The organism is Finegoldia sp. BIOML-A1, assembly GCF_009678325.1.
Lineage (GTDB): Bacteria > Bacillota > Clostridia > Tissierellales > Peptoniphilaceae > Finegoldia > Finegoldia magna.
This window is the reverse complement of record NZ_WKZF01000011.1, coordinates 14144-28628: the sequence shown is the minus strand read 5'-3', so window position 1 is coordinate 28628 and position 14485 is coordinate 14144. Positions and strand designations below refer to the sequence as shown.

Sequence of the window (14485 nt, the reverse complement as noted above, 5' to 3'; positions counted from 1 at the left end):
AAAGGAACATGTAAATTATGAGAATGAATAAATTTTATATGCCAACTTTAAGAGAGGATCCACAAGATGCAGAAATAGCAAGCCACAAGTTTCTATTAAGAGCTGGCATGATTAGAAAAACGGCAGCAGGATTGTACAGTTATTTGCCATTGGGATATCGAATTGTAAGAAAGGTAGAAAACATCGTTCGTGAAGAAATGGACAACTACGGTTCACAAGAAATCCACATGCCTATAACTCAACCTCGTGAAATCTGGGAAGAATCGGGAAGATGGAAGACATTTGGACCGGAAATGTTCAAGTTACAAGACAGAAACAACCGCGAATTCTGCCTTGGCCCAACAGCCGAAGAATATTTTACAGATTTAGTAAAAGGTGAAATCAAAAGCTACAAGCAACTTCCACTTAATATTTATCAAATCCAAACAAAATACCGTGATGAAAAAAGACCAAGATTTGGAATCAACCGTTCCAGAGAATTTTTGATGGAAGACTCATACACATTTGATGTAGATGAAGAAGCGATGCGTGAAGCTTACATGAATATGTGGAGAGCGTATGAAGTTGTATTCAATAGACTTGGTTTGGAATACAAAATCGTAGCAGGAGACAGCGGTGCCATGGGTGGTAACAGTTCGCACGAATTTATCGCACTTAGTGATGTAGGTGAAGGTGTGATTTGCTACAGCGATGACAGTGATTTCGCAGCGACTGACGAAAAAGCATACGTGTACTATCAAGTAAACGATGAAAATGTAGAAAAACTTCCATCAGAAAAAGTCCTCACACCAAACTGTAAAACAATAGAAGAAGTAAGTGATTTCTTAAATGTTGATGCAGCACATTGCTTGAAGGCAGTGGATTTGATGGTAGAAGGAAAACCTGTAATTGTGTTCATTCCAGGAGATCGTGAACTTAATATGTCCAAACTTGTAAGTTATTTGAAATGTCCAGAACACGAAATCGAAATGATGGAAGAAAAAGACATCCTAGCTTTGAACAGCTCACCAGGATTTACAGGACCAATCGGACTAGATTCAAGAATCATCATTGACTCAAGAGTTACACAAATGAAAAACTTCGTCGTTGGAGCGAATGAAGAAAACTACCACATCAAAAACGTAAACTACGGGGATGATTTCGAAGGAGAAATCGTGGAAGATTTATTGATGGTACAAGAAGGAGACATCGATCCTGAAACAAAATCTCCATTGAAATTCAAAAGAGGAATCGAAGTTGGAAATATCTTCCAATTGGGACAAAAATATTCCAAGAGTATGAATGCAACATTCTTAGATGAAAATGGAAAAGAACAATTCTTCTGGATGGGATCATACGGAATCGGCGTAACAAGAAGTGTCAGCGCAATTGTAGAACAAAACCACGACGACAAGGGAATGATTTGGCCATTAGTTGTAGCACCATATCACGTAATCATCACAGTTGTTAACACAAAGAATGAAGAACAAAATACACTTGCAGAAAAACTTTACGAAAAGTTACTTCTTCAAGGAGTAGAAGTTCTACTTGATGACAGAAAAGAAAGAGTAGGAGTAAAATTCAACGACCGTGACTTAATAGGAATCCCACTAAGAATAACTGTAGGAAAGAAAGCATCTGATGACATAGTAGAATTTTCTGAAAGAAAAACACTTGAAAATGTAGAAATGTCATCAACAGAAGCTTACGAAAAAGTAATGGAAATCATCAACGCTAACTTAAAATCAGTTGGTGGATTGTACAGATAATTTATAATGAGAACTACGGGCGATAAGGCTCGTAGTTTTTTTCTCGCCACATTTAATTTATCTACGCCAAATTAATAATAATGGCGAGATTAATCTCGCCAATATTGATTTATCTACGCCATTTATGGTATAATGGCGAGAAAGATGGTGAGAATGTATGAGAGAATTTGATTATTCAAAATTATTAAATCTGAATATTCCTGCAAATATGTACGATTTGATATCAAAAATTTACGAATATAAAGGCAAACAGGAACTTTATGTGGCAAATTTTTCTGATGTACTTGAAAAGATGGTGGAGGTTGCGAAGATTCAGTCAACAAAATCTTCTAATGCAATCGAAGGAATTTCTACAAATGATAGTAGATTAGAAGAGTTAATGAAGAAAAAAAGTGAACCTAGAAATAGAAATGAAGAAGAAATATATGGATATAGGGAAGTGTTGGATATTATCCACGAAAATTATTCAGATATTGACTTTACGAAAAATAATATCTTGACTCTTCATAGTAGGTTGTATTATTACTCTTCTGAAAGTTATAAAGGGAAATTCAAAACTATCGATAATAGCATTGTGGAAACAAATGCATTTGGAGAGAAAAAGATAAGGTTTCAGCCAGTGTCTGCATTTGAAACGGAAAATTATATCGATAAAATGATAAGTGCTTATGATGAAGCCGTAAAATTAAAAGTACCACCATTGTTATTAATTTCATCTGTGGTGCATGATTTTTTGTGTATTCATCCTTTTTATGACGGAAATGGTAGAATGTCAAGGCTTTTGACGCTTTTACTTTTATACAAAAATGGTTTCTTTGTAGGAAAATATATTTCCTTGGAAATGATAATTGAAGATACTAAGGACATGTATTATGAACAATTACAATCATCAAGCAAGAATTGGCATTCTGGAGAAAATAACGAGTTGCCATTTATAAAATATATGTTATCTGTTATTTACAAGGCATATGTTGAGTGTGATGAGAGATTCAGACTTATCGGAGAAAAATCTTTGACATCTGCTGAGAGAGTTATGAAGATTTTCGAAAAAACTCTGAAACCATTGTCAAAGTCTGATATTGTTATGCTTTGTCCCGATATTTCTCAAAGAACTATTGAAAGAGCCTTGAAAGAATTAAAAGACACACATTTAATTAAACAAATAGGTAGTGGAAGGGCAACTAAATATATTAAAGCATGATTTTACGCAATCAAAAAAGCTGTGAGAAAACTCACAGCTTATATTTTTATAATTAGCAACAGCAAGAACCACTGTTACCATCACAATCACATTCATTTCCTGGGCCGTCACAACCATCGAACAGACCAAAGTGATTTGTTCTGTCTCCAACGACATCGAAGTATTTTTTAAATCTAGTTTCTTCGATCATTGCGCAGCTATTTCCACACACTGCCATCGGCAAATCTTTATAGAATCTATGGTGGTCATCTAGATCGAAGTAGTGTTCACTACCTAAAATACCTCCGCGATAAGTTACGAATTGTCCATATTGTTCGCATCTATCTTCGATAATTCCTGGTAATTTCACAGCTCTTACAGTTCTTGATGTGAAGTTCACATTGCCAACTAATTCTTCGATTTTTCTGTTTTCGATTGGTGCCTTAGTGATTTTAGTATATCTGAAATCTTCCCAGCCGATTTTATGCAATAATCTTCTGAAATCTTCTACATACATTGCTCCCGCTAAACATTCACCACGTAATACAGGGTTTTGGTAAATTTCATCAGAAACCCTTCTGTCAGCGAAAATATCTGAGAAGTACAATTCTCCACCTTTTTTCAATACTCTCCACACTTCTTTGAATACTTCTTCTTTGAATGGAGAAAGGTTGATAACGCAGTTACTGATGACAACATCTACAGATTCATCTTCTATTCCTATAGATTTCAAATCTTCGATGTAACCTTTTTTGAATTCTACGTTTGATTTCTTGTAGCCAAATTTTTCAGCCATTTGATCTTGATATTTTCTAGCAAAATCCAATTGGTCATCTGTCATGTCGACACCGATTACTTTTCCATTTTCACCGACTAATTTAGAAGCGACATACACATCGACCCCTGTTCCACATCCCAAATCCAACACAGTACATCCTTCAAGAGCTGATGGAATTGGAGATCCACAACCGTAAAATCTCTTCAAAAGTTCAGGATTAACCATTCCTCTTATTTTTTTGATATGAAGTGGCATACTATCCGAACAACTACAGATTTGAGTTTGCATTTTGCCTTCTTTTTCTGTAGTTATATTGCTGTAATATTCTGATACTTGTTTTCTAATATCTTCCATAAATACCTCCTAATGTTATTCTAATATTATTATATCATTAATTGCAACCGCAACTATTTTTTGAGTTTTGCATTGGTTCGATTACTTTTGTAAAGAAAATCGCTGCAAGTCCAGCTCCGATTAGTGGAGCAAGTACATAAACTATGAATGCATCCATTGTGAATGCGATGTTTTTCCATCCAACAAAATACGCCACGATTCTTGGGCCGAAATCTCTCGCTGGATTAAGTCCTGCATCAGTCATAGGACCAATTGTACATATCAAAGCGGCAACTGTTAGACCGATAAATAATGGGAACAAATCGTCGCTTGGTCTACCAATGTTACAACCTTCAGTCATTGAGAAAATAATCATAACCAAAATGAAAACTCCTAGAGCTTCTGCGAAAGCCGCAACAGGCATACTGATTACGCCGTTTGCTGTGTTAGGGAACACTTCAATCCAAATACTTGATGCTGGTGATGCTACATCCATTGTTAAATTAGCTGCAGATAAATTTTTTCTCACAGAATCAGCGAAAAATACCCAAAGCGCACTTGCAGCTAGAATAGCTCCAATGAATTGACCTAGTATGTATACAGGGAAATTCTTCCATGAACATCTTTTTGAAATACACATTGCAAAAGTAACCGCTGGGTTGAAGTGCGCACAAGACAAGTTTCTAGTAGCGTAAATCGCAATAGCGATTGCAAGACCCCAAACCATACCAACTTGGAATGGACCGGTGTGAGCTTGATATAAAGTAGCCGTTGCTACAGCACCAATTCCTAAAAAACACATCAAAAATGTACCAATAACCTCACCAGTAAATCCTTGGATAAGGCTTTCTTTTGTTACAACTTCGCAGCAACAATTGTTATCTTCTGAACTCATTAGTTCACCTCCGGAAATTATTTAACGATAAATACTATCGTAATTTAATTATAAATTATAAAAGATAACTAGTCAACGAAATTGAAAAACTTTTCATTTTAAAAGTGGTTAGTACAAAGAAAATAATATGATATTATATAAAAAAGGAATGTGATTATGAAAACTGATAAAATGATTTTAAGAAAATTTACAATAAATGATGCAGACAAAATGTATGAAAATTGGGCAAGTGACAGCAGAGTTACGAAGTTTTTGACGTGGACGCCTCACACATCACTAAAAGAATCAGAAAAAATCATAAAACAATGGATAAATGATGACAAGAATGTGTACTTTGCGATTTGTAACACTAACAATGAAAACATTGGTTGTATATCTGCTAGTTTAATCAAAGAAAATCCGAAGACTTACGCTATCGGTTACTGCTTGGCATACGATTATTGGTCACAGGGAATAATGACCGAGTCTTTGAAACTAATGCTAAAATATTTGTTTGAAGAAAAAAACGCCGTAAGAGTAGAAGCCACACACGACAGGAGAAACTCTGCAAGTGGAAAAGTAATGATGAACGCAAATATGAAATACGAAGGATGTCTTAGAAAATCAGCCACAAACAACCAAGGCGTTGCAGATTCTTGCATGTATTCAATGATTGACGAAGACTACGAATGTGATTTTGTGATTCCAGAATACGATGAGATGAATTTCAGAAAAGAACTGTTGGCGGATGAAAAGACGATGAGTTTCAATGAAAAATACGGCGGAGCTATTGATTTCTCAGAAGACAAATGGAAAAGTTGGTATGACAAATGGATAAACTCTGACGACAGATTTTACTATTACATTTTGGGTCATAACAAGCCTGTCGGAGAATGTTGTATATATAAGGAAGATGATAGGTGGATTTGCAGTTTAATTGTAAAAGATGAATACAGAAACAATGGCTACGGGAAAAGAGCGTTGATGTTTTTGATTGATTTGGCAAAAAAATTAGACATAGATGAACTATACGATAATATTGGTACCTGTAATCCTTCGTTGAATTTGTTTTTGAAATGTGGATTTGAAGTTATATATACTAATGAAGAGTATTCAACTGTAAAAATCATCCTTTCTAACTTGTATTAATTTTTAGCTAGTAGTATGATGTAATATATAATTTTAATTAGATTGAACAATAGAATGGATGATTAGATGAAGAATAAGAATTTTTACAAAAGAGCAATACAGGTGGCATGGCCGTCGGTGTTGGAGAGCTTTTTCATAGCGCTTGCGGGAATTATCGACACTTACATGGTGTCTTCGATAGGAAGCTCTGCAGTTGCGGCTGTAGGTCTTACAACACAACCCAAATTCATAGCACTATCGATATTTTTCTCCATAAACATTGCTACGTCGGCACTTGTAGCCAGACGTCTTGGAGAAGAGGACAAAGAAGGAGCAAACAGGATACTTTTCACAGCGATTATCATGGGACTTGTGCTAACGGTTGTTATAAGCACTGTGATGGTGTATTTTTCGGATAGTGTTCTGAGACTTGCAGGAAGTAACTCGGACACGCATACTGATGCGCTGAATTATTTCAGAATAATAATGGGAGGAATGATTTTCAACGTAGTAAGTATGACGATAAATGCAGCGCAAAGGGGATCTGGCAACACAAGGATTGCATTTACAACTAACTTGGTATCAAGTATTGTCAATATATTTTTCAATTACTGCTTGATAGGTGGTAATTTTGGTTTTCCGAAAATGGGAGTTTCTGGAGCAGCGCTTGCGACAGTACTTGGAACAGTCGTAAGTAGTATTATGTGCATCAGATCGCTTTTCAGAAAAGATGGTTTCGTACAAATCAAATACATTTTCAAGAAGAAAATCAAGCCAACAGTTGAAGTATTCACAAGCATCGTCAAACTTGGAACCAATTTGTTCGTTGAAAATATAGCCATGAGAATAGGGTTCTTGACAACGGCATTGATGGCAGCAGGACTTGGAACGGACACATTTGCAGCACACAACGTAGGAATGAATCTTCTTAGTATTTGCTTTTCGTTTGCAGATGGAATGCAAGTTGCAGCAGTCGTTCTAACGGGCTCAAGCCTTGGCGCTGGTAAGAAAGAAAACGCGAAGATTTACGGCAAAGTCTGCCAACGAATAGGACTTATGATATCTATTGTATTGTCTGTGATATTGTTGTTATTTGGAAAAGGAATATTCCATTTGTTCTTCGACAAACTATCCATCATAGAAACTGGAGAAATCATCGCAAGATTCATCACAGTAATAGTGCTATTACAAATCTCACAAATCATCTACGGAGGATGTTTGAGAGCAGCAGGAGATGTAAAATATACTCTCATCTCTTCAATCATAAGTGTAACAATCATAAGAACAGCAGTAACATACATCCTTGTGTCTGTGTTAAACATGGGAATAGTTGGAATATGGCTAGGAATCTTCTCCGACCAATTCTCCAGATACATGTTCAACTCAATCAGATTTAGACAAGGTAAATGGGTTAACATTAAAATATAATTGGAAAAGTCGCCTCGTGTGGGGCGATTTTTTTGATGCGATAAAACTTTTGCGCCACTTGTTAGCAATAAAAACAAAAATAGTTTTAGCTAAGAATATCATTCGTAAAAAATAATCACAAATTCTAGCGAAGTGAACCGTGAAAAAATCTCACTCGTGCCAGAGCGAAGCTCGCACTTGAGATTTTAGGTTCACAAGCTTTGAATTTGTTTATTTTTGGAGACAGATATTCGTGCTAAATTATTTTTGTTTTTTGAAATGCGTTCAGCAAGAATATAACTTTTACTCCCCGCCCTTTTATTATATAATAAGGAAGGAAACAAATTTTTCGTAAAAATATTGAAATTTTACAAAAAAACTTCAAAAAGGTGTTGACATTGTTGTATAGACAATGTATAATACCAGTTGTGCCTAAAGTTAGTAAGCGTAGAAGTGGAAGGTTGCTCGGGAAACGTGATTAATCTTCCGAGGTAATTTTCACCGAGAAGTCCTACACGATTAGGGCGATGGGTTAAACTTTTTAAAAAAGTTTTTTAAATTTTAGGTCACTGTACACCCGGGAGGGTGTATGAATATAACCCAGCAAGACGCTTCTTCAAAAATATAGAGGAGGTGCCTAAATGGCAAATCAAAAAATCAGAATCAGACTAAGAGCTTATGATCACGAATTAATCGATCAATCAGCTCAAAAAATCGTTGAGGCAGCTAAGAGAACTGACGTTAAAGTATCAGGTCCTATTCCGTTGCCAACAGAAAAAGAAGTTGTTACAATCTTAAGAGCTGTTCACAAATACAAAGATTCAAGAGAACAGTTCGAACAAAGAACACATAAGAGATTAATCGATATCATTAATCCTAACGCAAAGACATTGGAAGCGCTTAAAAAACTTAACCTTCCTGCCGGCGTAGATATCGAAATTAAACTTTAATCTTAGTATGATTGTAAAGCAATCCGCTGTAAGTAAATTTTAATGTGGATATCACACTATAGGAGGTGTACTCAATGAAGAGTATTTTAGGTAAAAAAATCGGAATGACTCAAATCTTCAATGAAGATGGTAGTGTTGTTCCAGTAACTGTCATTGAAGCGGGTCCAATGGTTGTTACACAAATCAAAACTAAAGAAAAAGAAGGATATAACGCAATTCAAGTTGGTTACATCGAAAAGAAAGAAAAACATGTAAACCAACCAATGAGAGGTCATTTTGGCAAAGCAGGCGTTTCATTCAAGAAACACTTACAAGAGTTCAAAATAGGTGATGACGAACAATTCAACCTTGGAGATGAAATCAAATTAGATATTTTCCAAGACGGAGATGTTGTAGATGTTATCGGTATTTCAAAAGGTAAAGGAACTCAAGGTTCAATAGTTAGACACAACTATGCAAGAGGACCTATGGGACACGGCTCTAAATCACACAGAGTTGCAGGTGCAAGAAGTGCGGGATCTTATCCAGCAAGAGTATTCAAAGGACGTAAAGGTTCAGGAAAGATGGGCCATGACCGTGTAACTGTTCAAAACTTGAAAATTGTTAAAGTTGACAATGAAAGAAACTTACTTCTTATTAAGGGAGCTGTTCCAGGAAACAAAGGTGGAGTAGTTACTGTTAGAGAAGCTATTAAGTCAAAATAGGAAGGAGGATGAAACATGCCTAAAGTTCAAATTTTAAACCAACAAGGAGAAAATGTTGGAGAATTAGAATTAAATGAAGCCATTTTCGGCGTTGATGTTAATGAGCACGTTGTTTACGAAGTAGTTAGAAATCAACTTGCTAATAAAAGACAAGGCACACAATCTGCTAAAACTCGTAGTGAGGTAAGAGGTGGAGGAAAGAAGCCTTGGAGACAAAAAGGTACAGGTAGAGCAAGACAAGGATCTATCAGATCTCCACAATGGAGAGGTGGTGGGGTAGTATTCGCTCCAAAACCTAGAGATTACAGCTACGCTGTTCCTAAGAAAGTTAGAAGACTTGCAATCAAATCAGTATTAACTGACAAAGTTAATGACAATGAAATGATCGTTTTAGATAAATTAAGCTTAGATGCTATTAGCACTAAAAAAGCTGTTGAAGTATTAAAGAATATTAAAGCAGACAAGAAAGCTTTAGTAGTTGTTGATAAAAATGATGATACACTTTACAGATCATTTAGAAACATTGAAAATGTAGCTATTTGTGAAGCTAGATTAATCAATGTATATGATTGTTTGAAATACAACTCATTAGTTATTACAACTGATGCTGTTAAAATTCTTGAGGAGGTGTTTCAATAATGAAATCACCATATGATATTATTTTGAAACCAATTATTTCTGAAGATTCTATGGAAAAAATGGAAGAAAAGAAATATGTATTCAAAGTAGATAAAAATGCGAATAAAATAGAAATCAGAAACGCTATCGAAAAGATTTTTGATGTTAAAGTAAAATCTGTTAACACTATGAACGTTAAAGGAAAAGTTAAGAGAATGGGCGCTCACAGTGGTAAGAGATCTGATTGGAAGAAAGCTATAGTTGCATTAACAGAAGATTCAAAAGAAATTGAATTTTTCGAAGGAATGTAATTAAGGGGGTAAAAACATGGCAATAAAAAAATATAAACCGACTTCTGCCGGTGTACGTGGTATGAGTGTTTTATCATTTGATGAAATCACAAAAACTACTCCTGAAAAATCATTAACTGTTAGCTTAAACAAATCTGGCGGAAGAAACTCTTATGGTAGAGTAACTACTCGTCACAGAGGCGGCGGAGCTAAGAGAAAATATAGAATTATAGATTTTAAAAGAAACAAAGATGGTATTAAAGCTGTTGTTAAATCAATCGAATACGATCCAAACAGAACAGCAAACATCGCTTTGTTACAATACGAAGATGGTGAAAAGAGATACATCATCCAACCACAAGGTTTAAAAGTTGGAGATGTAGTTGAAAGTGGTGCGGATGTAGATATTATCCCTGGTAATGCTCTTCCATTGAGAAACATTCCAGTTGGTACTACAGTTCACAACATTGAAATGAAAGTTGGCAAAGGAGCTCAATTAGTTAGAACAGCTGGTGCTGAAGCACAACTTATGGCTAAGGAAGGCAAATTTGCACAATTAAGATTACCATCAGGAGAATATAGATTAATTCACCTTGACTGCAGAGCTACTGTAGGACAAGTTGGAAATATCTCTCACGAATTGGTTACAATTGGTAAGGCTGGACGTAACAGACACTTAGGTAAGAGACCTTACGTAAGAGGTTCAGCAATGAACCCAGTAGATCACCCTCACGGTGGTGGTGAAGGTAGAGCACCAATCGGTAGACCAGCTCCTTCAACTCCATGGGGTAAACCAGCACTTGGACTTAAGACTCGTAAGAAAAACAAAAAGTCTAATAAGTACATTGTAAGAAGAAGAAAGAAATAACGGAGGGATAGAATGAGTAGATCACTTAAAAAAGGACCTTTCTGCGATGAACACTTAATGAAGAAAGTGGAAGAACTTAACAAAAACGATGAAAAGAAGATTATTAAAACTTGGTCTCGTCGTTCTACAATATTCCCTAACTTCGTAGGTCACACAATTGCAGTTCACGATGGAAGAAAGCATGTACCTGTTTATATTACTGACGATATGGTTGGTCATAAATTAGGAGAATTTGTTCCTACAAGAACATACAAAGGTCACATTAAAAACGAAAAAACGAGTAAGGTTCGTAATTAATATAAGGAGGTATGACAATGCAAGCTAAAGCTATAGCGAAATATGTACGTATTTCTCCTCTAAAAGTTAACTTTATATGCAAAGAAATTAGAGGTAAACAAGTTGATGAAGCCCTTGCTATATTGAAATTCACTCCTAAAAAAGGTGCTAGAATTTTAGAAAAAGTGCTAAATTCAGCAATTGCAAACGCAGAACACAATTTTGGATTAAACAGAGAAGATCTTTTTGTATCACAAGCATACGCTAATAATGCTCCAGTAATGAAAAGATGGAGACCAAAAGCTAAAGGAATGGCTTATCCAATCCTTAAAAGATCAAGTCATGTTGGCGTAGTTGTAGAAGAAAGAGAATTATAAGGAGGAGTCTGATGGGTCAAAAAGTTAATCCTAAAGGATTAAGAGTTGGTGTTATCAAAGACTGGGATTCAAGATGGTTTGCAGATAAAAAAGATTTTAGTGATTATTTAGTAGAAGATCACAAAATTCGTGAACTAATCAAGAAAGAATCTTTCAGCGCTGGTATTAGCAGTATAGCCATCGAAAGAGCATCAAACAAAATTAAAGTAACTATCAACACAGCTAAACCTGGTATGGTTATTGGCCGTCAAGGTGCTGGCGTTGAAGAATTAAAAAATAAATTAGAAAAATTAACAGGTAAGAAATTAATCATAAATGTAGAAGAAATTAAGTTCCAAGACTTAGATGCACAATTAGTTGCAGAAAACATCGCAAGTCAATTAGAAAGACGTATTTCTTTCAGACGTGCAATGAAACAAACAATGCAAAGAAGCATGAGAGCAGGAGCTTTGGGTATTAAGACTATGGTTTCTGGTAGACTTGGTGGAGCTGATATGGCAAGAAGCGAAGGATACAGCGAAGGAACTATTCCTCTTCAAACTCTAAGAGCTGCAATCGACTATGGATTTGCAGAAGCAGACACAACTTATGGTAAGCTTGGTGTTAAAGTTTGGTTATACAAAGGTGAAATGTTACCTGGTATGACAGAAGAAGATTTACCTGTTTACAAAAACAAAAAAAACGACAAAAACAGAAAAAGAAGAAACAATAACAGAAAAGGTAAATCCCAAGCAGCTAAAAACTAATTCGAGAGGAGGAAATATTCTATGTTAATGCCTAAAAGAGTAAAATACCGTAGAGTTCACAGAGGCAGAATGAAAGGTAAAGCATTAAAAGGCAATACTTTAACTTACGGTGATTATGGTATACAAGCGTTAGGTTCTTGTTGGTTAACAGCTAATCAAATAGAAGCAGCACGTCGTGCTATGACAAGATATATAAAAAGAGGCGGTAACATCTGGATTAAAGTTTTCCCAGATAAGCCAGTGTCAAAGAAGCCTATCGGTATTCGTATGGGTTCAGGTAAAGGAGCTCCAGAATATTGGGTAGCAGTAATTAAACCAGGTAGAGTATTATTTGAAATGGCAGGTGTTCCTGAAGATGTAGCACGTGAAGCTATGAGACTTGCTCAACACAAACTACCTATCAAAACTAAATTTATAGCTCGTGAAGAGTTCGGAGAAAAGGACGGTGAAGCTGATGAAAACTAAAGAAATTCGTAATCTATCAGATCAAGATTTACAAAAACAATTAGAACAATCTAAAAGTGAATTGTTTAATCTACGTTTTCAATTAGCTACTGGGCAATTAGAAAACCCTATGATGATAGGACTTGTAAAAAAAGATATAGCTCGCATTAAGACTATTATTAGAGAACGTGAGCTAAACATTGGTAAGGAGGCTTAACAATTATGGAAAGAAATATGAGAAAAACCATAGTTGGTATAGTTGTTTCAGATAAAATGGATAAGTCAATTGTTGTAGAAGTTAAGACACTTGTCAAAGATCCTAAATACGGTAAACAATTAAGAAAAACAACTAAATTTAAAGCACACGATGAAGAAAACATTGCTGGTATCGGCGATAAAGTTAAAATAATGGAAACAAGACCTCTTTCTAAGACAAAGAACTGGAGACTTGTAGAAGTTATAGAAAAAGCTAAGTAATTCTTATTACGAAAGGAGAATTTTATGATTCAACAAGAAAGTCGTTTGAGAGTTGCAGATAACTCTGGTGCAAAAGAACTACTAGTAATAAGAGTTTTAGGTGGTACTAAAAGAAAGTACGCAGCTATCGGAGACATCGTAGTTTGCTCAGTTAAATCTGCACAACCGGGCGGTATGGTTAAAAAAGGTGATGTAGTAAAAGCTGTTATCGTAAGAACAACTAAACCATTGGGAAGAGCTGATGGAAGTTACATCAGATTTGACGATAACGCAGCTGTAATTATAAAAGATGATAAAAATCCAGTGGGAACAAGAATTTTTGGTTCAGTAACTCGTGAATTGAGAGCCAATAACTTCATGAAAATAATCTCATTGGCACCTGAAGTATTATAATTGGAGGTGTAAAGAGATATGAAGATTAAAAATGGAGATACTGTAATAGTTATTTCTGGTAAGGACAAAGGAAAGACTGGAAATGTTATTGAAGTATTAGCCAAACAAAATAAAGTGGTAGTAGAAGGAGTTAACATAGTTACTAAACACCAAAAAGCTAACGGACGTGGTGTTGAAAGTGGACTAATCAAAAAAGAAGCTCCTATTGATGTTTCAAACGTAATGTATTATGATGCTAAAAACAAGAAAGGCACAAGATTAGGTTACAAGTTTGAAGACGGTAAGAAAGTTAGATTTATGAAATCTAACAACGAAACTATTAAGTAACATAAGGAGGGTATAAACTTGACTTCCAGATTAAAAGAAAAATATACAAATGAAGTTGTTCCTTTCTTGGTTGAACGTTTCAAATATGAAAACATCATGCAAGTTCCAAGATTGGAAAAAATCGTGCTTAACATGGGTTTAGGTTCTTCAAAAGAAAATCCTAAAGCTATCGAAAGCGCAGTTAAAGAATTAGAAACAATTACAGGACAACACCCAATTGTAACAAAAGCAAGAAAATCTATCGCTAACTTCAAACTTAGAGAAGGAATGAATGTTGGTGTTAAAGTTACATTACGTGGTGAAAAAATGTATGATTTCTTAGATAAATTTATGAACATTTCTCTTCCACGTGTAAGAGACTTTAGAGGTATTTCTTCTAAATCATTCGATGGTAGAGGAAACTATGCTGTAGGTATCAAAGAACAATTAATATTCCCTGAAATTGAATACGATATGGTAGATCAAATTAGAGGTATGGATATTGTGGTCGTTACTACTGCAAACACTGACGAAGAAGCTAAGGAATTATTAGACAAAATGGGAATGCCATTTAAGAAATAAGGAGGA

At 35.3% G+C, this 14485-nt stretch carries 20 protein-coding genes; 18 read left to right on the top strand and 2 right to left on the bottom strand.

Annotated elements, in window-relative coordinates; translation table 11 throughout:
- Positions 1–17: 17 nt before the first annotated feature.
- Together GKG00_RS08135 and GKG00_RS08130 are read left to right on the top strand one after the other, a co-directional pair.
- Positions 18–1748 carry a proline--tRNA ligase gene (locus GKG00_RS08135; RefSeq protein WP_154254995.1) on the top strand — a complete coding sequence of 577 codons (1731 nt, stop codon included), beginning with the start codon at positions 18–20 and terminating at the stop codon, positions 1746–1748.
- 157 nt (positions 1749–1905) lie between these two features.
- Positions 1906–2949: a Fic family protein gene (locus GKG00_RS08130; RefSeq protein ID WP_154254994.1), complete on the top strand. Its 1044-nt coding sequence runs from the start codon at positions 1906–1908 to the stop codon at positions 2947–2949.
- A gap of 52 nt (positions 2950–3001) precedes the next feature.
- On the opposite strand, the gene GKG00_RS08125 is transcribed toward GKG00_RS08130, so the two are convergent.
- The gene (locus GKG00_RS08125) at positions 3002–4060 is read right to left on the bottom strand and encodes a methyltransferase domain-containing protein (RefSeq protein ID WP_094206697.1); all 1059 of its coding nucleotides are present in this window, start codon (positions 4058–4060) and stop codon (positions 3002–3004) included.
- A 37-nt stretch (positions 4061–4097) separates the two neighbouring features.
- Entirely contained in the window at positions 4098–4934 is an 837-nt protein-coding gene (locus GKG00_RS08120; protein ID WP_154254993.1) for an MIP/aquaporin family protein, read from the bottom strand.
- Between the two features lie 156 nt (positions 4935–5090).
- Between GKG00_RS08120 and GKG00_RS08115 the strand changes: the two genes are divergently transcribed.
- The 16 genes from GKG00_RS08115 to rplE all read left to right on the top strand — a co-directional run bounded on the left by GKG00_RS08115 (position 5091) and on the right by rplE (position 14479).
- Entirely contained in the window at positions 5091–6062 is a 972-nt protein-coding gene (locus GKG00_RS08115; RefSeq protein ID WP_154254992.1) for a GNAT family N-acetyltransferase, read from the top strand.
- Between the two features lie 66 nt (positions 6063–6128).
- Positions 6129–7469: an MATE family efflux transporter gene (locus tag GKG00_RS08110; RefSeq protein WP_094206700.1), complete on the top strand. Its 1341-nt coding sequence runs from the start codon at positions 6129–6131 to the stop codon at positions 7467–7469.
- 620 nt (positions 7470–8089) lie between these two features.
- The gene (gene rpsJ, locus GKG00_RS08105; protein ID WP_094203268.1) at positions 8090–8398 is read left to right on the top strand and encodes a 30S ribosomal protein S10; all 309 of its coding nucleotides are present in this window, start codon (positions 8090–8092) and stop codon (positions 8396–8398) included.
- 74 nt (positions 8399–8472) lie between these two features.
- On the top strand, positions 8473–9102 hold the full coding sequence (gene rplC / locus GKG00_RS08100) for a 50S ribosomal protein L3 (RefSeq protein WP_094203269.1): 630 nt from the start codon (positions 8473–8475) through the stop codon (positions 9100–9102).
- A 15-nt stretch (positions 9103–9117) separates the two neighbouring features.
- Positions 9118–9741: a 50S ribosomal protein L4 gene (rplD, locus tag GKG00_RS08095; RefSeq protein ID WP_002836109.1), complete on the top strand. Its 624-nt coding sequence runs from the start codon at positions 9118–9120 to the stop codon at positions 9739–9741.
- Entirely contained in the window at positions 9741–10031 is a 291-nt protein-coding gene (gene rplW, locus GKG00_RS08090) for a 50S ribosomal protein L23 (RefSeq protein ID WP_154254991.1), read from the top strand. The genes rplD and rplW overlap by 1 nt, the downstream gene beginning before the upstream one ends.
- 16 nt (positions 10032–10047) lie before the next feature.
- Positions 10048–10878, top strand: a complete 831-nt coding sequence (gene rplB / locus GKG00_RS08085) for a 50S ribosomal protein L2 (RefSeq protein ID WP_094205163.1) — start codon at positions 10048–10050, stop codon at positions 10876–10878.
- 12 nt (positions 10879–10890) lie between these two features.
- Entirely contained in the window at positions 10891–11175 is a 285-nt protein-coding gene (gene rpsS, locus GKG00_RS08080) for a 30S ribosomal protein S19 (RefSeq protein WP_002836113.1), read from the top strand.
- Positions 11176–11192: 17 nt separating this feature from the next.
- Positions 11193–11531: a 50S ribosomal protein L22 gene (rplV, locus tag GKG00_RS08075; protein ID WP_002836114.1), complete on the top strand. Its 339-nt coding sequence runs from the start codon at positions 11193–11195 to the stop codon at positions 11529–11531.
- A gap of 11 nt (positions 11532–11542) precedes the next feature.
- A complete protein-coding gene (rpsC, locus tag GKG00_RS08070) occupies positions 11543–12277 on the top strand; it encodes a 30S ribosomal protein S3 (protein WP_094205164.1) in 735 nt (244 codons plus the stop codon).
- A 21-nt stretch (positions 12278–12298) separates the two neighbouring features.
- On the top strand, positions 12299–12742 hold the full coding sequence (gene rplP / locus GKG00_RS08065) for a 50S ribosomal protein L16 (protein WP_002836117.1): 444 nt from the start codon (positions 12299–12301) through the stop codon (positions 12740–12742).
- Positions 12732–12938 (top strand): 50S ribosomal protein L29, encoded by a 207-nt coding sequence (rpmC, locus tag GKG00_RS08060; protein ID WP_002836118.1) that lies wholly within the window; start codon positions 12732–12734, stop codon positions 12936–12938. The genes rplP and rpmC overlap by 11 nt, the downstream gene beginning before the upstream one ends.
- A gap of 5 nt (positions 12939–12943) precedes the next feature.
- Positions 12944–13198, top strand: a complete 255-nt coding sequence (gene rpsQ / locus GKG00_RS08055; RefSeq protein WP_002836119.1) for a 30S ribosomal protein S17 — start codon at positions 12944–12946, stop codon at positions 13196–13198.
- A 24-nt stretch (positions 13199–13222) separates the two neighbouring features.
- The gene (rplN, locus tag GKG00_RS08050; RefSeq protein ID WP_002836120.1) at positions 13223–13591 is read left to right on the top strand and encodes a 50S ribosomal protein L14; all 369 of its coding nucleotides are present in this window, start codon (positions 13223–13225) and stop codon (positions 13589–13591) included.
- Between the two features lie 18 nt (positions 13592–13609).
- Entirely contained in the window at positions 13610–13918 is a 309-nt protein-coding gene (rplX, locus tag GKG00_RS08045) for a 50S ribosomal protein L24 (protein ID WP_002841124.1), read from the top strand.
- An 18-nt stretch (positions 13919–13936) separates the two neighbouring features.
- The gene (gene rplE, locus GKG00_RS08040) at positions 13937–14479 is read left to right on the top strand and encodes a 50S ribosomal protein L5 (protein WP_002836122.1); all 543 of its coding nucleotides are present in this window, start codon (positions 13937–13939) and stop codon (positions 14477–14479) included.
- Positions 14480–14485 lie beyond the last annotated feature (6 nt).